The following is a 17,690-nucleotide window of genomic DNA, read 5'->3' on the forward strand; positions in this document are numbered from 1 at the left end:
CGGCTCACCACCCCCCGACCACGTCGCGGGCCGCGGACGCACCGGCGCCGATGCTCGGGCGCTCGCTCTCGTCCACGCCGAACTGACGCGGGTAGTACGACTCGATGACCTCGGCCAGCCGCGCCGGTCCCTTGCGGCGCAGGTCGGCGGCGGTCATCGTGTCCGCCTCCAGCCCGCTGACCTCGGCGACGAAGCCCCGCACGGTCCGGGACAGCTCGTGGTGGCCCCGGCGGGCCGGCATCTCCCCGGCGGCCACCGCCTTCTCGATCTCGTCGATCCGGCCCAGCGCCCGCTGCCGCAGCCGGGTCACGGCCTGCGGCGGCATCGGGGCGTCCAGCCCCTCCTCGGGCCGTCGGGTGAGGAACCAGACGACCACCGCCCAGATGAGCAGGGCGAGCAGCGCGAATCCGCCCAGCACCGGCCAGTAGACGGAGTAGGACTGCGGGGCGAGGTACCACGGCTCAGCGCCCACGACGCCTCCTCTCCAGCATCCGCACCAGGGTGGGCACGACCTCGTCGGTGTGCCCGACCCGGGCGGCGGAGACGTTGGTGCGCCGCAGCATCGCGTCCACGGCACGTCGTCGACCGGCCTCGACCTCGGCGAAGGCGCGGGCCAGGTCGGGGTCGGTCTGCAGCAGGTCCGGCATCGGGGTGCGCGAGGCGACGTCGCGGACCGTGGTCTCCGGCGGCAGGCTGAGCGGGTCGAGGTCGGCGATGTCGATCCACAGCACCTCGTGGCGCAGCCGCAGGGTGCGCAGGGTGTCCTCGACGGTCTCGGGGACCACCCCGTCGTCGGCGACGACGAGCACCACCTTGCGACCGCGCACGGTGCGCCCGACGTGGCGCAGCAGCTCGACGACGTCGCCGGAGGGAGAGCTCTCCTCGGACCGGGCGAGGATCTCCTGCAGCAGCAGCTCCAGGTGCCCCTCGGAGGAGCGCGAGCGGGTGCCGCGGATCTGGCCGGGGGCGCCGCTGACCAGGGAGACGTCGTCGCCGTGCCGCACGGCCAGCCAGCCGAGCACCCCGGCGGCGAGCACCGCGATGTCCCGCTTCGCCTCGCCGCCGGCCGCGGTGGCGGCCAGCTCGCGGCCGGCCGGCACGACGAGCACCAGCGAGAAGTGGCGCTCGGCGACGTAGCGCTTGATGAGCATCGAGCCGTGCCGGGCCGAGGCGCGCCAGTCGATGTCGCGCACGTCGTCGCCGGCGATGTACTCGCGCAGGTCGTCGAAGTCCATCGAACGGCCCTTGTGGATCGAGGCGTAGCCGCCGTCGAGCAGCGCCACCGAGCGTCGGCGGACGTGGATCGAGAGCTTGCCCTTGACCTTCTGCACCAGGGTCGTCATGTCGTGGCCGTCATGTCTGTGCGGTCGCTGCGGTGTCGTCGTGCCGTCGCTGCGGTGTCGTCGTGCCGGCTCGCCGGGGCGGGCGCGGGCACGATCAGGGGGTGCGCACCGAGCGGACGATGGCGTCGATGATCGTCTCGACCCGCACGTCGTCGGCGGTCGCCTCGTAGGTCAGCAGCACCCGGTGCCGCAGCACCCGGTGGGCCAGGTGGCGCACGTCCTCGGGGATGACGTGGTCGCGGGCCTGCAGCAGCGCGGCGGCGCGGGCGGCCTTGGCGAAGGCGATCGAGGCGCGCGGGCTGGCCCCGATGTCCACGTAGCGGGCCAGCTCCGGGGGCATCACCTCGCGCGGCCGGCGGGTGGCCGCCACGATGAAGGTGATGTAGTCCAGCACCGCCTTGTCGAGGTAGACCGAGCCGGCCAGCCGCTGCAGCTCCCGGGCGTCGGCGAGGTCGATCATCGCCTGCTCCGGCCGGTCGAAGACGCCGGCGTCGATCCGCCGGACGACCTCGGACTCCTCACCGGGGCTGGGGTAGTCGAGCAGGTCCTTGAGCATGAAGCGGTCGAGCTGGGCCTCGGGCAGCTGGTAGGTGCCCTCCTGCTCGATCGGGTTCTGGGTGGCCAGCACGAGGAAGGGCTCGGGCACCTTGAAGACCTGGCCGCCGATCGAGGTCTGCCGCTCCTGCATCGCCTCGAGCATCGCCGACTGGGTCTTGGCGCTGGAGCGGTTGATCTCGTCGAGCAGGACGAAGTTGGCGTGCACCGGGCCCAGCTGGGTGACGAAGCGGCCCTGGCTGGCGTCGTAGATCTGGGTGCCGACGATGTCGCTGGGCAGCAGGTCGGGGGTGCACTGGATCCGCTTGAAGGAGCCGCCGATGGAGGTGGCCAGGGCGTGCGCGGCGGTCGTCTTGGCCAGGCCGGGCACCGACTCCAGCAGCACGTGGCCGCCGGTGAGCAGGCCGATCAGGAGGGTCTCGCGCAGCCTCTTCTGGCCGACCACCTTCGCCTCGAAGCCTCGGTCGACCGCGGCCACGAGGTCCCGGGCACGGCGCAGCTGGCCCTCGTCGATGCGGTTGCCGGCGCGGGCCGGTGGAGCACTGGACACGTCGTCCCTCTCGGTCGTGGCGCACCCTGGTGGGTACCTCGGTGCGGATGCGTGGCCACTCTACGAGGCAGGGACCGATCCGGACACGGGGAGCGCTCCCCCTGGGGACCACCGGCCACCGCCCCTCCCGCGCCGCCCCCTCCCCTTGCGCAACTGCCCGGGCAAATCCCGCCCCTGTGCGCAACTGCCCGGGCAAATGTCGACCGGACCCCGCAACTGACCGGGCAAATCCCCATCCCCGTGCGCAACTGCCCGGGCAAATCCCGCCCCTGTGCGCAACTGCCCGGGCAAATGTCGACCGGACCCCGCAACTGACCGGGCAAATCCCCATCCCCGTGCGCAACTGCCCAGGCAAATGTCGGCCGGACCCCGCAACTGCCCGGGCAGTTGCGGGTGAGGGGTAGGGGGAAGGGGGAGAGGGGATGCCCCGGTCTGTACCCGGAGAACAGATCAGCATACCCCGAGGGGCAGCCTGACCTGCGCATCTGCTGCTCATGTTGTGTGCCTGAGCACAAGACCCCGATAATCCGTCCATGCTGCGCACCGCACGCCCCTGGCGGGACCTGCCCCCGGATCTCGCCGAGCTGGTCTCCGGGGCGCTGGCTGCGCCGGTGCCGGACGACATCACCGCGGTGCTCGCGCCGATGGTCGTCGAGCAGCTCGGGCCCGGCTCGACCGCGGTCAACGTCCGCGAGGACGTGCACGCCGGAGTCGCCCAGGCGCTGCGCCGGTTCCCGCGGCTGGTCGGCCGCGACGAGCCCGCGCTCACCCCCCCGGAGCAGGAGCTCTACGCCGACATCGGCGCCAACGAGGCCCGCGAGGGTCGCAGCCTGGAGATGCTGCTGGCGATCTACCGCACCGGCGCCCGGCTGCTGCTGGACGCCATGCTGGCCGCCCTGGACGAGCACGGCCGGCTCGAGCTGCGGACCGTCTCCGGTCTCACCAGCGCGGTCTTCGCCTTCGCCGACGCGGTGGTCGCGGCGAGCGCCGAGGGATACGCCTCCGACTCCGACGCGCGCAGCGCCGAGCGGCAGTGGCGCTGCCGCCGGCTGGCCACCCAGCTGCTCGAGGGGGTGGCCGACACCGAGACCGTCGAGCTGTCCGCGAAGGCCGCCGGCTGGCAGGTCCCCGACCGGGTGCAGGTGGTGCTCGCCCGCGAGATGACGCTGGAGGCCGCGCTGGACCTGCTCGGCTCCAGCGCGCTCGTCGTCGAGCGCGAGTGCGGCACCGTGGCCATCGTCACCGCCCCCTTCGACCCGACGGTGCTGGACGAGGCCGCGCCGAAGGGCGTCGTCCTCGGCACCGAGGTGCCGGTGGCCGAGCTGCCCGCGTCGCTGCACCTGGCCGAGCGCACCGCCACGATCAGCGACCTCGCCGCGGCCGACGGCACGCCGCTGCCGCGGTTGCTGCACGCCGACGAGAGGCTGGGGGCGATCGCGGTCAGCGGCGACCCGACCGCGCTGGCCGCCCTCGCCGAGCGGCGGCTGGCCCCGCTGGCCCAGCTGCGCGACGGTCAGCGCGAGCGGCTGCTGGAGACCCTGCACGCCTGGATCCGGCACTGGGGCCGCCGGGCGGACGTCGCCGCCGAGCTGGACGTGCACCCGCAGACGATCGGTTACCGGATGGGCACGCTGCGCTCCGTGCTCGGCGACGACCTGGAGGATCCGACCGCGCTGCACGAGCTGGCCCTGGTCCTGGGGGCCTGGGCGGACGCGCACCAGCCGCTGCCACCATCGGTGGTGTGAGCCAGCCCCGAGCCAGCGGTCAGTCCCGACCGAGCGAGCCGCCCCGGCCGCCGACCGAGGTGACCGCGGGTCCGCGCGAGGTGCTCTCGCTGGCGGTGCCGGCCTTCCTCGCGCTCGTCGCCGAGCCACTCTTCCTGCTCGTCGACTCCGCGGTGGTCGGCCGGCTCGGGGTCACCCCGCTGGCCGGGCTCGGCGCGGCCAGCGCGGTGCTGACCAGCGTGGCCGGGCTCTTCGTGTTCCTCGCCTACGGCACCACCGCGGCGGTGGCCCGACGGATGGGCGCCGGTCAGGAGCGGGACGCCGCCGAGGACGGCTGGTCCGGGATCTGGCTGGCGCTGCTCATCGGCCTGGCCGCCGCGGCGGTCACCGGCGGCGCGGCCCGTCCGCTGGTGGAGGCCGTCGGCGGCTCGCCGGAGGTGGTCGAGCAGGCGAGCACCTACCTGCGGATCAGCGCCCTCGGGCTGCCCGCGATGCTGCTGGTGCTGGCCGCCACGGGGGTGCTGCGCGGGCACCTGGACACCCGCACCCCGCTGGTCGTCGCCACGGTCGGCTTCACCGGCAACGCCGTGCTCAACGTCGTGCTCGTGCACGGCGTGGGGCTGGGCATCGCCGGCGCCGCCTGGGGGACGGTGATCGCCCAGGTCGGGATGGCCGTGGCGCTCGTCGCCGTGGTCGCCCGGCACGGCCGCCGGGTGGGCGCCTCGGTGGCGCTACGACCCTCCAGGGTGCTGGCCTCGGCCGCCGACGGCGTGCCGCTGCTGGTACGCACCCTGGCGCTGCGGGCGGTGCTGCTGCTCACCGTGGCGACGGCCGCCTCCTTCGGCGACGTGCCGCTGGCCGCCCACCAGGTGACCTCGACGGTCTGGTCGACCCTGGTCTTCGCCCTCGACGCCATCGCCATCGCCGCCCAGGCGCTCACCGGCCGCGCGCTCGGGGCCGGCGACGCCCCCGCGGTGCGGCGGGCCACCACGCTGATGATGCGCTGGGGACTCTGGTCCGGCGTCGCGGTCGGGGTGCTGGTGGCGCTGGTCCACCGGGTGCTGCCGGCCGCCTTCACCCAGGACCCGGACGTCCGGTCGGCGATCGCCGCCGCGCTGCTCGTCGTCGCCGTCAGCCAGCCGCTGGCCGGGGTGGTCTTCGTCGCCGACGGCGTGCTCATCGGCGCCGGCGACGGGCGCTGGCTGGCGGTGGCGAGCACCGTCACCCTGATCGCCTACCTGCCCATGCTGCTGCTGGCCCGCGAGGTCGGCCAGGGACGGACCGCGCCGGAGGCCATGGTCGTCCTGTGGATCGCCTTCAGCGGCTTCATGCTGGTGCGCTGGGGGACGCTGTGGTGGCGGCTGCGCGGGGACGGCTGGCTGGTCACCGGGGCCAGCCGCTGACGCCGCTGACGTCACCGCGAGCCAACCTCACCGCGAGCCGACCTCACCGCGAGCGCGCCCAGGCTCAGCCGGTGACGAGCCGCAGCAGCGCGGTGCGGAACTCCTCCAGCCGCTCGACGTGCGGGGAGTGCCCGCAGCCCTCGAGCTCGACCTCGGTGACCTCGCCGCCGCCGTCGCGGTAGCGGGCCAGCACGTCGCGGATCTGCTGCTTCATCGGCTGCGGCGGGGCCTCCTCCTCACCCGGCCAGCCGGGCACCGCACCGGCCTTGCCGAGCATGCAGAAGTCGAAGAAGGACTGGTCGCTGACGATCACGTCCTCGCTGCCGTGGATCCACAGCACCGGCGGCTTGGGGTCCGCCTCGACGATCCCGGAGGTGTCCACCAGGGTCGGGGCCATCGTGTTGAGCACCCCACCGGTCCCCGGCGCGAAGCCGGGCCAGTGCTCGCTCTCGGTCCCGTCGCCAGCACCGAGCGCGGGCTGTTCGGCGACTCGTCGGTGGTGTCCCCTGCGGCCAGCCGGGCGACGAAGTCCTGGTTCGCCCCGGTGCCGCCGGTGCCGGCGCCGTCGGGGGTGCGCAGCGAGCCGTCGGCGAGGGTGCCGCCGACGCCGAAGGGCGACATCGTCGCCGAGAGGGTCAGCGAGGCGACGAGGTCCGGACGGTCGATGAGCAGCTGCATGATGATCCCGCCGCCCATCGGCCAGCCGACGAGGTGCGCCCGGGTGATGCCGAGGGCGTCGAGCACCGCGGCGACGTCGTCGGAGTCGTCGCGCAGGCCGCGGGTGGCGTCCACGCCGAGGCTCTGCGAGCCGCCGAAGCCGCGCAGGTCGATGGCGTAGGAGCTCACCGGCAGCGACTGCATGAGCGGCTGGAAGAAGATCGAGCTGGAGACGTTGCCGTGCACCAGCACCACCGGCGGGCCCTGGTGGTCGTCCCCCTCCACCTGGAGCACCTGGCGCGGTAGCGGTCGGTGGGCACCTCGGTGGCGGTGACGCCGTCGAGCAGGGTGGTCATGCGGTCTCCTCCTGGCGGGTGATGGTGGCGGCGACCTGACGGGCCCCCGCCTGGGCGAGCACGATCCCGTAGTGATTGACGTCGGGGACCTCGCGGATCTCGACGTGCTCCAGCTCCTCGTCCCAGCGCTGCAGCCAGGCCGGCGGGTACATCCCCGCGCTCTCGTCGAAGAGCCCGCGCGGGGCGGTGAGCAGCGGCACCGGGCCGGGCAGCCCCCGCAGCGCGGCGACGTACTCCTCGGGGCCGGTCAGCTCGTCGGCGTTGAGCCGGGCGGCCTCGGGCCGGGCGGCCGGGGTCATCGCCGGCGGCCCGCCGACGAGGTCGCCGTCGACGTAGGCGCGCGCGTAGTCGTCCCACAGCGCCCCGATCGCCGGGTGCGCCTGCCAGAAGCGGTGGTAGGACTCGCGGTCCGGGAAGGTCGTGGTCAGCCGCTCGAAGACCGGACCGAGCAGCTCGGCCGGGGTGGGGACGCTGCCGTCCTCCCGCGGCGGCGCCGGCGGCAGCGGCAGCCCGCCGTCGACGAGGACGAGCCGCTCCACCTTCTCCGGGTGACGCTCGGCGAAGCGGACGGCGACGAAGGCCCCCATGCTGTGCCCGACGACCACCGCCCGGTCCACCCCGAGCTCCTCCAGCACCCGGGCCAGGTCGTCGGCGTGCTGCACCAGCCCTCCGGGCGGCAGGTCGCGCGACCCCCCGCGGCCGCGCAGGTCGGGGGCGATGACGCAGCGGTCCGGGAGCAGCTCGGCCAGCCGCGCCCAGCACATGAGGTTGGCGGTGATCCCGTGGATCGCCAGCACCGGGATCCCCCCGGCGTCGGGCCGCCAGCGGCCCACGTGGATCGGCCCGTCGTCGAGCCCGATCTCGGTCGTCTCCGGCGGCTGGGGGCCGCTGCCGACGTGCTGATCCATCCCCGCTCCTTCGCGTGAGGGCACGTGCGCTGTGCCGCCGATCACCCTAACCGCATCATGTGCGGCCGGACCGGTCGTTCCGGGGGACGGTGGGCGCATGCACGCTCGCCGGGCCGACGGATCTTCGGCTCAGGTCACAGCCAGGCAACATTACCGCGCGGTCCGTTGCGCCCCAGGTCACAACAGGAGTTCCCTCAGTCCTCATGATCAGCACCCTGGCCACACTCACGCCACCAGCCGCGGAGAGCGGCACCCTGACCGACATCGAGAACGCCATCAACGATGTCTTCGGACCGTTCGCCGACTGGCTCGCCAGCTGGGTCTTCTACGCCATCCCGCTGCCCGGGGGGCTCGAGCTGCCGATCGTCGTGCTGTGGCTCGTCGCCGCCGGCGTCATCATCAGCACCTACTTCGGCTTCATCCAGTTCCGCGGCTTCAAGATCGCCACCGAGGTCGTCCGCGGCAAGTTCTCGCACCCGGACGACCCGGGCGAGATCACCCACTTCCAGGCGCTCTCCTCGGCGCTGTCCGGCACCGTCGGCCTCGGCAACATCGCCGGTGTCGGTGCGGCCATGGCGCTCGGTGGTCCGGGCGCCTGCTTCTGGATGATCGTCTGCGGGCTGCTCGGCATGGCGACGAAGTTCGCCGAGTGCACCCTCGGCGTGAAGTACCGGACCATCCACGAGGACGGCACGGTCTCCGGCGGTCCCTTCAAGTACCTGCCGATCGCCTTCGGCAAGCTGGGCCGGATCCCGGCGCTGATCCTCACCGGCATCTTCGCCATCGCGATCTTCGGCTTCGGCGTCGGCGGCGGCAACATGTTCCAGGCCAACCAGACCTTCGTCCAGGCCAAGGACGTCACCGGCGGTGACGACGGCCCGCTCGGCAGCGACGGTGCGGCGCTGATCTTCGGCATCGTCCTGGCCCTGCTCGTCGGCGCGGTGATCCTCGGTGGCATCAAGTCGATCGCCCGGGTCACCAGCAAGCTGGTCCCGGTCATGGGCATCACCTACGTCATCGCCTGCCTCTTCGTCATCCTCTTCAACGTCGGCCACATCCCGGCGGCGCTCGGTGACATCGTCAGCGGTGCCTTCAGCCCGGAGGCCGGGCTCGGTGGTTTGGTCGGTGTGCTGATCGTCGGCTTCCAGCGCGGTGCCTTCTCCAACGAGGCCGGGCTCGGCTCGGCGCCGATCGCGCACTCCCCGGTGAAGACCCGACGTCCGGTCTCGGAGGGCTTCGTCGCCCTGCTCGAGCCCTTCATCGACACGGTCGTCATCTGCACCATGACCGCGCTGACGATCATCATCGCCGACGCCCCCTCCTACCGGGAGGGCATCGAGACGGTGAAGAGCGGCGGCGACGCCCCCGACGGCGTCACCCTCACCTCGGACGCCTTCGAGACCTTCCTGCCGTGGTTCCCGACCCTGCTGGCGATCGCGGTGCTGCTCTTCGCCTTCTCCACGCTGGTCACCTGGAGCTACTACGGGCAGAAGGCCTGGGAGTTCTTCTTCGGCCGCAGCACCCCGTCGGTGGCGATCTACAAGCTCATCTTCTGCACGTTCACCGTCATCGGCACCGTGCTGACCTTCGCCCAGGTCCTGAGCATGACCGACTCGTTCCTCTTCATCTGCGGCTTCGTGAACCTGCTCGGTATCTACATGCTGCTGCCGGTGATCAAGAAGGAGATGACGGAGTACCTGGCCGACCGCAAGTCGGGCCGGCTCTACGAGCTCGGCGCGGACGACGAGGCCCACCTGGCCCAGATCCGCGAGGAGCAGGGCAACACCGGCGAGCTGCCCCGGATGAAGTCGACCGACAACGACTGATCCTGGCTCGTCACGGACGAGGGCCCGGTCACCCGCGAGGGGTGGCCGGGCCCTCGTCCGACTCGGGGGCGACCGGGTCGCGGATCAGAGCACCGCCGGCCGGGCGCTCTCGACGTAGGAGTGCCAGCCGGAGCCGGCGAGCGCCGCGACGACCCGCTCGCGACCGGCCGGGCCCTCGGCGGTGATGACCGCGAGCTCGCTCGGGCGCAGCGGGACGAGGGTGAGCAGCCGGACCTGTCCGCCGTCGAGGGTCAGGCTGTCCGCGCGCCCCGGCAGCGGCACCCCCAGGAGCACCCCGAGCCGGCCGCCGGAGACCCAGTCCGCGGGGGCGCCGGCGCCGGAGAGCTCCAGCGACAGCACCCCGTGCCGCTCCAGCGCCGCCCCCAGGCCGGCGCCGTCCGGCGCGACGGCCTCGACCGCCTCCTCGAGGACACCCTGCAGCCAGCGCGCCTCCGCGGGCAGCGGCGCCTCGGCCAGCTCGCGACCCTCGACGTAGATCTCCACGCCCAGGCCGGTCGGCCGGTCCTGGCCGGGGTCGCTCAGGCCGTCGGTGGTGACGATGCCGGTGTGCTCGGTGCGCACCTGCAGGTACTCGGCGGACCCGCCCGGCCACAGGGCCGAGGTGTCCTCGCCGACCGGGTCGAGGTGGCTGCCCAGCTCGCCGACGCTGCGCCAGAGGTCGTCGCGGAGGTCACGGCTGCGGTCTGCGTCATGGCTCACGACCCCCATCCTGCCGCAGCGGGGCACGCGAGGGGCCCGACCCTGGTGGGTCGGGCCCCTCGGACCGTGCGCCGGTGGGTGCGGTGCGGCCTAGCGGGTGGTCAGGCGCATCCGGATCTCGGCGCCGTCGTCGGTGCTCGAGACCGTCATCCCGGCCGAGGAGAGCGCCTCGGCGGCGCGCCGGTCCTCCTCGGTCATCTCGTCGCCGTAGGTGGCCACGAGCTGCTCGATGTCGAGGTAGCCGATGATCTGGGCGTCGTCGGCGTCCGGGACGGCGTCCTGGTAGCGCTCGGTGTCGCCGAGGCCGTCACCGTTGGCCACGGTGTCGGCGTACTTCTGGTCGATGCCGACCGCGTGCCGGGAGTCGGCGCCGGAGGCGATGACCAGCGGCGTGGCCGACCGGGCGCTCGCACCGACGAGCTTGTCCAGGGCGCTGCGCTCGCCGTCGGTGCGGACCGCGACGTTCGGCTCGCCGTTCGCGTTCTTCCCGCCGACCGCGAGGACCGTGTCGTTGCCCAGGGCGGCGGAGATGTCGTCCGGCACGCTGAGCCCGGTCTCGGCCTGGAGGTCGCTCAGGCCGTCCTGCCAGGCCTGGTCGCCGACCGTCGGCTTGAGGGTCGACTCGATGTCCGACCAGCGCTCGGTGAGGGCGTCGCCCATCCCGCTGGCGCCGAGCGCGCCGAGGGTGTCCTCGGGCAGCTGGCCCACCGAGGGGCTCTGGTCGCCGAGCTGGGCGCCCTCGGTGCCGGTGACCTTGGCGAAGAGCTCCACCGTGGGACCGTCGAAGCGCAGCGCCATCGCGGTGCGCCCGGTGGCCTCGACCGGCGGGACGCTGCTGGTGCTGGACGACTGCTGGGCGAGCTCGCTGACCTTCCCCTGGTCCATCCAGGCGGTGGCCACGCCGTCCTCGCCGAGGGCGTCCATGTCGTCGGAGAAGGTGTCGCTCTCGGCGAGGCTGTCCGAGGCGCCGGTGACCCGGTCGACGACGGACTGCTCCTCACCGCAGATCATGAAGTCCTCGTCGACCCCGCACGCGCTCTGGCCGCCGGCGGTCAGCGCGTCCACGCTGTCCTCGGCCGCCCCGGTGTCGGTGACGGCGAGCGCGAGGACGACCTCCGGCTCGCCGCCGTCGGTGCTGGGCAGCACGCCCATGCCGATCCGGTCACCGAGCCAGGGCTCGACGTCCTGGGCGTAGTCGACGCCCTGCAGGCCGCCGTCCTCCTGGAGCGCCTCGAAGATCTCCTTCTTCGGGTCGCCGTCGGCATCGACGTCGGCGTCGGGGAACTTGCTGAAGAACCGCAGCGCGTCGACCTTCTGGTCTGCCGAGGGGTCGAGGTCCACCTTGGCGAAGGCGACGGTGTCGCCGGGCAGCGCCTCCTCGGGCTGCGGACCGCCCCCGGAGAGCATCGACCAGGCGAAGGCGCCGCCACCGGCGACCGCCCCCAGCCCGATCACCCCGGCCGCACCGGCCGCGGCGATCTTCAGGCCGCGACGGGAGCGCTGCGGCTGCTGCACCGGGCTCTGCTGCGGGTAGGACCCACCGGCCTGGGCGTAGCCGCCCGGGGCCTGCGGCTGGCCGTAGCCAGACTGGGGCTGGCCGTAGCCGGGCTGCGGCGGCGGCTGCTGGCCGTATCCGGCCTGAGGCTGGCCGTAGCCAGACTGCGGCGATCCGTACCCGGGCGGCGGTCCGGGCTGTCCTGGCGGCGGCTGAGTCATGATGTCTCCCCTGTCTGGTCGAGCTGGCGCGCCCAGCCTAGGCAGCGGACCCGCCCCACCACCATGGGGAGTCCTACCCACACGACCCCGCACGACGGACGGCGACGCCCCAGGTGGGGCGCCGCCGTCCGGTCACGGGGTCGGGCCGGTCAGCCGGCGACGACCTCGAGGGTGAGGGTCGCCTGGACCTCCGGGTGCAGACGGACCTGCGCCCGGGCCGGGCCGACGCTCTTGATCGGCGTGGGGATCTCGATGGTGCGCCGGTCGATCGCCGGGCCACCGCCGGCCGCGACCGCCTCGGCGATCTCCTTGCTGGTGACCGCGCCGAAGAGGCGACCGGAGTCGCCGGCGTGGGCGGTCACGGTGACCTGCTGGGCCTCGAGGTTGCCCTTGATCGACCGGGCCTCCTCGAGGGACTTCACGGCCCGCGCGGCCTTGGAGGCGGCGATCGCGTCGACCTGCTTCTGGCCGCCCTTCGTCCAGGCCGTGGCCAGGCCACGGCGGTAGAGGAAGTTGCGGGCGTAGCCCGGCTTGACGTCGACGACGTCACCGGCCGTGCCGAGGCCGGAGACCTCGTGGGTGAGGATGACCTTCATGTTCTCGCTCCTAGCTCGTCGGTCTCGGGCCCGCGGTCAGCGGTTGCTCGAGGAGTAGGGCAGCAGGGCCATCTCACGGGCGTTCTTCACGGCCGTGGCGATGCGACGCTGCTCCTGGACGCTCACCCCGGTGACCCGGCGGGCGCGGATCTTGCCGCGGTCCGAGATGAACTTCCGCAGCAGGGCCGCGTCCTTGTAGTCGATCTTCTCGACCTTCGCCGCCTTCAGCGGGTTGGCCTTCTTCTTGGGCTTGCGCACTACGGGCTTGGCCATCGTGGTGCTCTCCTTCATCTCTGAGAGCCCGAGGTTGGTCCCCGGGATGGGTGTTTCGGTGGGTCGAGACGCCTCGCGGGCGGATCAGAAGGGGGGCTCGTCGTAGCTGGGCGCGTTGCCCCAGCCACCGCCACCCTGGCCGCCGCCCTGCTGGCCGCCACCCTGGCCGCCGCCGGAGGGCTGTCCGCCGCCCCAGCCGCCGCCCTGGTTGCCGCCACCCTGCTGACCGCCGGTCGACCAGGGGTCGTCGGACTGGCCACCCTGGCCGCCGAAGCCGCCCTGGTTGCCACCGCCCTGCTGGCCGCCGCCGAAGCCGCCGCCACCGCCGCCGCGCTGGGTCTTGTTGACCTTCGCGGTGGCGTAGCGCAGCGACGGGCCGACCTCGTCGACCTGCATCTCCATGACGGAGCGCTTCTGACCGGTCTCCTTGTCCTCCCAGGAACGGGAGACCAGGCGACCCTGGACGACGACACGGGTCCCACGCTGCAGCGACTCCGCCACGTTCTCGGCGGCCTCACGCCACACCGAGCACCGCATGAAGAGGGTCTCGGCGTCCTTCCACTCGTTGCTCTGACGGTCGAAGAACCGCGGCGTGGAGGCCACGGTGAAGTTGGCCACCGCTGCCCCGTTCGGCGTGAAACGCAGCTCGGGGTCGGCGGTGAGGTTGCCGATGATCGTGATGACGGTGTCGCCTGCCATGTGTGGTCCTTGCCTGCTGGTGGGCGTGCGGGGTGCGAGTTCTCGTCTCGGGTGGGCCGCCGTCACCGACGGCCGGAGGTGACGCCTGGTCTCAGGCGTCGACGCGCATGAGCTTGGTGCGCACGACCTGCTCGGAGAGGCCGAGCTGACGGTCCAGCTCCTGGCTCGTCGCCGGCTCGCAGGTCAGGGTGGCGACGGCGTAGATGCCCTCGGCCTTCTTGTTGATCTCGTAGGCGAGACGCCGCCGGCCCCAGTGGTCGACGTTGTCCACGGTGCCGCCGTCCTTGGTGACGACGCCGAGGAACTTCTCGAACGTCGGGGCGATCGTCCGCTCGTCGAGCTCGGGGTCGAAGATGACCATGAGTTCGTACTGACGCATGCTGAGGAACCCGCCTCCTTCGGTCTTCGCGGTCACGGTCTCTCCGTGACAGGAGGGTTGTGCATGTGCCGCTGCGCCGCCGACGGCGACGCAGGACCGCACAAGAGTAGCCGCTGAGGCCCCGGACAGCCAAAGCCTCACGGCCGCCGCGAAGGACGCCTGCCCGCAGACCGCGAACCCTCCGTGGACCCTCGGTCAGCCCCTCCGCCGACCAGGCTGTCAGCCCGCGCCGACGGCGGCCACCGGCTCGGCCGGCCTGTGGACGTCCGGGTCGTCTCCGTCGTCCCTGGGGACGGGCGGGTTGTCCACGGGGGTGTACCAGAGGCTCCACATGACGAAGGCCCAGGCGAAGGCGCGGGCCAGCACGACCACCGCGTACCAGGCCGGTGGCAGGCCCTTGTCGGCGTCGGTGCCGTAGCCGATGTAGAGCCACAGCGCCGAGGCGTGCACCGCCTCGACGGCCACCAGCCCCAGGTGGGTGCGCCAGGAGATCCCGGCGAGGATCGCCAGCGGCAGCAGCCAGAGCACGGCCTGCACCGGCAGGCTCTTGCCGAGCAGAACCATGAGCGGCAGGGCGAAGGCGAGCACCTGCGCCCAGGTGGCCGGCCGCCAGGCGTCCCGGGCCAGCAGCACCGCGCCGAGCACGGCCAGCACGCAGCCGGCCAGCGCGACCACGGTCACCGACCACACCGGCAGCGGGAAGCCCAGCAGCTCGGGGATCTGGACGAGCGCGCCGTAGCCCGCCGGCGCCTCCCACCACCGCCGCAGCGGGCCCAGCACGAGCCCCGGCCGCAGGGCGAGCAGCGCGAGCACGCTCACCGCGACGACGGCCAGGGCCACCAGCACCGTGCGCACCGCGGCCGGGCGCCGATCCAGGCGCGGCGCCGCGGCGAGCAGCGCCACCGGCGCCAGCCAGACCCAGGCGTGCCCGAGCAGGGCCAGCCCGAGCAGCACCCCGGCCGTGGTCGGTCGTCGGGCCTGGAGGGCGAGCATGGCCCCGAGCAGCAGCGAGACGACGAGCAGGTCGGGCGAGAGCAGGGCGGCGACGACGTAGGCCGGGGTCAGCGCCAGCTGGGTGGCCAGGTCGAGGCGACCGGGACGCAGCCGGCCCACGCACCACACCGAGACCGCCGCGGCCGCGGTGATCAGCACGGCCCACAGCGCGACGTACCAGCGGCTGGCGTCCAGCCAGCTCTCCCCCGGCACGACGCCGCCGAGCAGGGCCATCAGCCCGGACAGCAGCGGCATCTGCTCCAGGTCCCCCTGACCGCCGGCCCAGCCGGCCAGGCCGGCGTCCAGCCCGCCGAGCTGGTACTGCGCGGGCAGGTCGGAGAAGCAGCCGCGCCAGAACTGCTCGTCACCGTTCCAGCCGTTGGCGATGCAGTGGCCCTGCCGGGTGACCGCGAGCGACATCGGCAGCGCCACCATGACGACGATGAGCGGCAGCAGCCGACCGGCGGAGCGGTTGCGCGCCGCGGCGTGCCGCCCGAGCGGCCCGCCGATCACCGGCGAGGCCTCCACGGGCAGCAGGTCGCCCGGCACGCGCTCCCGGGGCATCAGTCCGCGGTGCTCATCCGGCTGGCGCTGGAGCCCGACGACGGTGCCCGGGTCGAGGACCCGCCGCCGCTGCTCGTCGGCCGGCTGGTCGACGAGGGCCGCGAGGTCGTCGTGGGTCTCGACGTCGTCGGCCGGGACGTGCTGGTCGAGCTGCTGCGGGTGGATGTCGAGCTGGACGTGGACGAGCTGGAGGAGCTCGACGACGAGCTGGACGAGCTCGACGACGAGCTGGACGAGCTCGACGAGCTGCTGCTCGAGGAGCTCGACGACGAGCTGGAGGTGCTCGTCGAGGTGGGCGCCGGGGCCTGCGTGGTCGTCGGCGCCGGGGCCTGCGTGGTGGTGATCGGCGCCGGGGCCTCGTCGTTGTCCTGAGGCTCCCAGGTGACCCCGCCCAGCGGGGGCATGTCGGCCACGTCACGGCCCTCGAGCGCGTCGATCATGTAGTCCGTCCAGATCTCCGCGGGCACGCTGCCTCCGGTGATCTCGGAGTAGCCGCCCATGTTGACCAGCTGGTTCTCCTCGGTGAGCGAGCCGTCCCCGCGGTACATCCCGACCGAGGTCGCCATCTGGTTCGGGGTGAAGCCGTCGAACCAGGCGGCGTAGTTGTTCGAGGTGGTGCCGGTCTTGCCGCCGACCGGGCGGCCGAGGTTACCCACGGTCGGCGCGGTGCCGCCGGACTCGCCGACGTGGCTCATCGCGTTCATCGCGTCCCGGGCGACGTCCTCGGGGATGACCCGCTCGACCTCCTGCTCGACCTCGTAGTCGAGCTCGTAGGCGCCGGAGCCCTCCACCGAGCGGATGAGGTAGGGCTGGGCGCGGCGCCCCTCGGCGGCGATGGTGGCGTAGGCGTTGGCCATGTCCAGCACCCGCACCGAGTCGGTGCCGAAGACGTTCGAGGGCACCGTGGACATGTCGGTCGGCTCGCCGTTGCTGTAGGCGCGGGCGCCGGCCGCCTCGGCCATCTCGGCGGTGGCCTTCGGGGTGGCCGCGAGGTTGAGCTGGGCGTAGTAGGTGTTGATCGACTTCTGGGTGGCGGTGGTCATGTTCACCGGCCCGTAGGAGGCGTTCCCGAAGTTGACCACGCCGCCGTTGCGCTGGACGTCGGTGGCGCCGGACCCGGTGTAGGCGAAGTCGTTGTCGTACCAGGGGCTGGAGCCGCTGTAGGTCGTCCCCAGCGGGATGCCCCGGTCGAGGGCGGCGAGCATGGTGAAGGGCTTCATCGTCGACCCGGCCTGCATCGCCCCGTCGGTGGCGGTGTTGAAGAAGCCGTACTTCCCCTTCGTGAAGCTCTCGCCGCCGTACATCGTGGTGATCGCCCCGTCGTCGGGCCGCACCGAGACCAGCCCGATGTGCAGGTCGGAGGTGTTCTCCCCGGTCGGCCGGTGCTCCTTGACCGCCGCCGCCGCAGCCTCCTGGTCCTCCTTGTCGATGGTGGTGACGATCTTGAAGCCACCACGGTCGATGTCGGCGTCGCTGAGCTCGAGCCGGTTGCGCAGCTCGTTGCGAACCTCCTCGGTGATGTAGCCGATGTCGGTGTCGTTCTCGGTGATCGGCTCCGGGTCGGTGGTCTCGGGGAGGGTCTGCTCCTGGCGCTCGGCCTGGGTCATCCAGCCCTGCTCGACCATCCCGTCGAGGACGTACTCCCAGCGCTCGGTGACCGCCTCGGTCTGCTCCTCGCCCAGGCCGGGGTCGTACAGGGAGGGACCCCGGATGACGCTGGCCAGCAGCGCGCCCTCGCTCGCGGTGAGCTCGTCGACGTCTTTGTCGAAGTAGGCCCGGGAGGCGGTCTGGATGCCGTCGGCGTTGCGGCCGAAGTAGATGGTGTTGAGGTAGTTCTCGAGGATCTCCTCCTTGGAGAGCTCACGGTCGATCTTGACCGAGATGAGGATCTCCTTGGCCTTGCGGCTGATCGTCTGGTCCTGGGTGAGGAAGTAGTTCTTCACGTACTGCTGGGTGATCGTCGAGCCGCCCTGCTGCTCGCCGCCGCGCACCGCCACCCCGACCGCACGGGCGATGCCGCTGGGCGAGATGCCACGGTTCTCGTAGAAGCTGCGATCCTCCGCGGCGAGGAAGGCCTGCTGCACATGCTCGGGCACCTCGTCGAGCTCGACCGACTCGCGGTTGACCTTGGCGATCCGGTCCATCTCGGTCTTGCCGTCGGAGTAGTAGAGCACCGAGGCCTGGGAGACCGCCCGGTCGTTGGGCTCTGGGATGTCGGTCATCGCGTAGGCGATCCCGATCCCCACGCACAGCAGCACGAAGACACCGGCGATGCCGAGCAGGGTCCGCCGGACCCACATCCGCCAGCCCCTCGGGCGGTTCTTGGCACGCTTCCGCCGCTTCTCGTTGAGCTGGCGGGCGCGCTCGCGGAGCTGGGCGCGCGAGAGGGGGGAGCTGGACATCGAGGTACCTCGTGGTGGGCGTACGC

17 protein-coding genes are annotated in these 17,690 nt (G+C 72.7%); 3 read left to right on the forward strand and 14 right to left on the reverse strand.

Features of this window, described 5'->3' with window-relative positions; translation table 11 throughout:
- Positions 1–4 precede the first annotated feature (4 nt).
- The 3 genes from BJY28_RS04910 to BJY28_RS04920 form a co-directional block, all read right to left on the reverse strand.
- On the reverse strand, positions 5–472 hold the full coding sequence (locus tag BJY28_RS04910) for a hypothetical protein (protein ID WP_179462015.1): 468 nt from the start codon (positions 470–472) through the stop codon (positions 5–7).
- Positions 462–1,343 carry a DUF58 domain-containing protein gene (locus BJY28_RS04915; protein WP_179462016.1) on the reverse strand — a complete coding sequence of 294 codons (882 nt, stop codon included), beginning with the start codon at positions 1,341–1,343 and terminating at the stop codon, positions 462–464. Before BJY28_RS04915 ends, BJY28_RS04910 begins: the two co-directional genes overlap by 11 nt.
- 94 nt (positions 1,344–1,437) lie before the next feature.
- Entirely contained in the window at positions 1,438–2,448 is a 1,011-nt protein-coding gene (locus tag BJY28_RS04920) for an AAA family ATPase (protein ID WP_343036963.1), read from the reverse strand.
- Between the two features lie 533 nt (positions 2,449–2,981).
- Here BJY28_RS04920 and BJY28_RS04925 point away from each other — a divergent pair.
- Both BJY28_RS04925 and BJY28_RS04930 read left to right on the forward strand, forming a co-directional pair.
- Positions 2,982–4,193, forward strand: coding sequence for an RsbRD N-terminal domain-containing protein (locus BJY28_RS04925; protein WP_179462017.1), 1,212 nt, complete (start codon positions 2,982–2,984; stop codon positions 4,191–4,193).
- Positions 4,190–5,575 carry an MATE family efflux transporter gene (locus tag BJY28_RS04930; RefSeq protein ID WP_343036964.1) on the forward strand — a complete coding sequence of 462 codons (1,386 nt, stop codon included), beginning with the start codon at positions 4,190–4,192 and terminating at the stop codon, positions 5,573–5,575. Before BJY28_RS04925 ends, BJY28_RS04930 begins: the two co-directional genes overlap by 4 nt.
- Before the next feature lie 64 nt (positions 5,576–5,639).
- On the opposite strand, the gene BJY28_RS16100 is transcribed toward BJY28_RS04930, so the two are convergent.
- The 3 genes from BJY28_RS16100 to BJY28_RS04940 all read right to left on the reverse strand — a co-directional run bounded on the left by BJY28_RS16100 (position 5,640) and on the right by BJY28_RS04940 (position 7,496).
- Positions 5,640–5,972, reverse strand: coding sequence for an alpha/beta fold hydrolase (locus BJY28_RS16100; RefSeq protein ID WP_246313347.1), 333 nt, complete (start codon positions 5,970–5,972; stop codon positions 5,640–5,642).
- Complete coding sequence (locus BJY28_RS16105) at positions 5,885–6,517, reverse strand: alpha/beta fold hydrolase (RefSeq protein WP_343036965.1); 633 nt, start codon at positions 6,515–6,517, stop codon at positions 5,885–5,887. The genes BJY28_RS16100 and BJY28_RS16105 overlap by 88 nt, the downstream gene beginning before the upstream one ends.
- Before the next feature lie 67 nt (positions 6,518–6,584).
- Positions 6,585–7,496, reverse strand: a complete 912-nt coding sequence (locus tag BJY28_RS04940) for an alpha/beta fold hydrolase (RefSeq protein ID WP_179462018.1) — start codon at positions 7,494–7,496, stop codon at positions 6,585–6,587.
- A gap of 203 nt (positions 7,497–7,699) precedes the next feature.
- Here BJY28_RS04940 and BJY28_RS04945 point away from each other — a divergent pair, with 203 nt between their 5' ends.
- Complete coding sequence (locus BJY28_RS04945) at positions 7,700–9,322, forward strand: alanine/glycine:cation symporter family protein (RefSeq protein ID WP_179462019.1); 1,623 nt, start codon at positions 7,700–7,702, stop codon at positions 9,320–9,322.
- A gap of 84 nt (positions 9,323–9,406) precedes the next feature.
- Here BJY28_RS04945 and BJY28_RS04950 read toward each other — a convergent pair whose 3' ends face one another.
- The 8 genes from BJY28_RS04950 to BJY28_RS04985 all read right to left on the reverse strand — a co-directional run bounded on the left by BJY28_RS04950 (position 9,407) and on the right by BJY28_RS04985 (position 17,664).
- On the reverse strand, positions 9,407–10,042 hold the full coding sequence (locus BJY28_RS04950) for a hypothetical protein (RefSeq protein ID WP_179462020.1): 636 nt from the start codon (positions 10,040–10,042) through the stop codon (positions 9,407–9,409).
- Between the two features lie 90 nt (positions 10,043–10,132).
- Entirely contained in the window at positions 10,133–11,758 is a 1,626-nt protein-coding gene (locus BJY28_RS04955; RefSeq protein ID WP_179462021.1) for a DUF3352 domain-containing protein, read from the reverse strand.
- 149 nt (positions 11,759–11,907) lie between these two features.
- Positions 11,908–12,354, reverse strand: coding sequence for a 50S ribosomal protein L9 (rplI, locus tag BJY28_RS04960; RefSeq protein ID WP_179462022.1), 447 nt, complete (start codon positions 12,352–12,354; stop codon positions 11,908–11,910).
- Between the two features lie 36 nt (positions 12,355–12,390).
- The gene (gene rpsR / locus BJY28_RS04965) at positions 12,391–12,627 is read right to left on the reverse strand and encodes a 30S ribosomal protein S18 (RefSeq protein ID WP_179462023.1); all 237 of its coding nucleotides are present in this window, start codon (positions 12,625–12,627) and stop codon (positions 12,391–12,393) included.
- An 84-nt stretch (positions 12,628–12,711) separates the two neighbouring features.
- Positions 12,712–13,326 carry a single-stranded DNA-binding protein gene (locus BJY28_RS04970; protein ID WP_179462024.1) on the reverse strand — a complete coding sequence of 205 codons (615 nt, stop codon included), beginning with the start codon at positions 13,324–13,326 and terminating at the stop codon, positions 12,712–12,714.
- Between the two features lie 91 nt (positions 13,327–13,417).
- Positions 13,418–13,705, reverse strand: a complete 288-nt coding sequence (gene rpsF / locus BJY28_RS04975; protein ID WP_179462025.1) for a 30S ribosomal protein S6 — start codon at positions 13,703–13,705, stop codon at positions 13,418–13,420.
- Between the two features lie 219 nt (positions 13,706–13,924).
- Positions 13,925–15,262: a hypothetical protein gene (locus tag BJY28_RS04980; protein WP_179462026.1), complete on the reverse strand. Its 1,338-nt coding sequence runs from the start codon at positions 15,260–15,262 to the stop codon at positions 13,925–13,927.
- On the reverse strand, positions 15,262–17,664 hold the full coding sequence (locus tag BJY28_RS04985) for a transglycosylase domain-containing protein (protein WP_179462027.1): 2,403 nt from the start codon (positions 17,662–17,664) through the stop codon (positions 15,262–15,264). Before BJY28_RS04985 ends, BJY28_RS04980 begins: the two co-directional genes overlap by 1 nt.
- Positions 17,665–17,690 lie beyond the last annotated feature (26 nt).

The organism is Janibacter alkaliphilus (assembly GCF_013408565.1).
Taxonomy (GTDB): Bacteria; Actinomycetota; Actinomycetes; order Actinomycetales; family Dermatophilaceae; genus Janibacter; species Janibacter alkaliphilus.

Bases quoted from the DNA above. Each gene is read 5' to 3' on its own strand.
- rplI (WP_179462022.1), bottom strand. From the start codon at position 12,354: ATGAAGGTCATCCTCACCCACGAGGTCTCCGGCCTCGGCACGGCCGGT.
- BJY28_RS04915 (WP_179462016.1), bottom strand. From the start codon at position 1,343: ATGACGACCCTGGTGCAGAAGGTCAAGGGCAAGCTCTCGATCCACGTC.
- BJY28_RS04970 (WP_179462024.1), bottom strand. From the start codon at position 13,326: ATGGCAGGCGACACCGTCATCACGATCATCGGCAACCTCACCGCCGAC.
- rpsR (WP_179462023.1), bottom strand. From the start codon at position 12,627: ATGGCCAAGCCCGTAGTGCGCAAGCCCAAGAAGAAGGCCAACCCGCTG.
- BJY28_RS04955 (WP_179462021.1), bottom strand. From the start codon at position 11,758: ATGACTCAGCCGCCGCCAGGACAGCCCGGACCGCCGCCCGGGTACGGA.
- BJY28_RS04940 (WP_179462018.1), bottom strand. From the start codon at position 7,496: ATGGATCAGCACGTCGGCAGCGGCCCCCAGCCGCCGGAGACGACCGAG.
- BJY28_RS04925 (WP_179462017.1), top strand. From the start codon at position 2,982: ATGCTGCGCACCGCACGCCCCTGGCGGGACCTGCCCCCGGATCTCGCC.
- BJY28_RS16100 (WP_246313347.1), bottom strand. From the start codon at position 5,972: ATGGCCCCGACCCTGGTGGACACCTCCGGGATCGTCGAGGCGGACCCC.
- rpsF (WP_179462025.1), bottom strand. From the start codon at position 13,705: ATGCGTCAGTACGAACTCATGGTCATCTTCGACCCCGAGCTCGACGAG.
- BJY28_RS04945 (WP_179462019.1), top strand. From the start codon at position 7,700: ATGATCAGCACCCTGGCCACACTCACGCCACCAGCCGCGGAGAGCGGC.
- BJY28_RS04985 (WP_179462027.1), bottom strand. From the start codon at position 17,664: ATGTCCAGCTCCCCCCTCTCGCGCGCCCAGCTCCGCGAGCGCGCCCGC.
- BJY28_RS04980 (WP_179462026.1), bottom strand. From the start codon at position 15,262: ATGCCCCGGGAGCGCGTGCCGGGCGACCTGCTGCCCGTGGAGGCCTCG.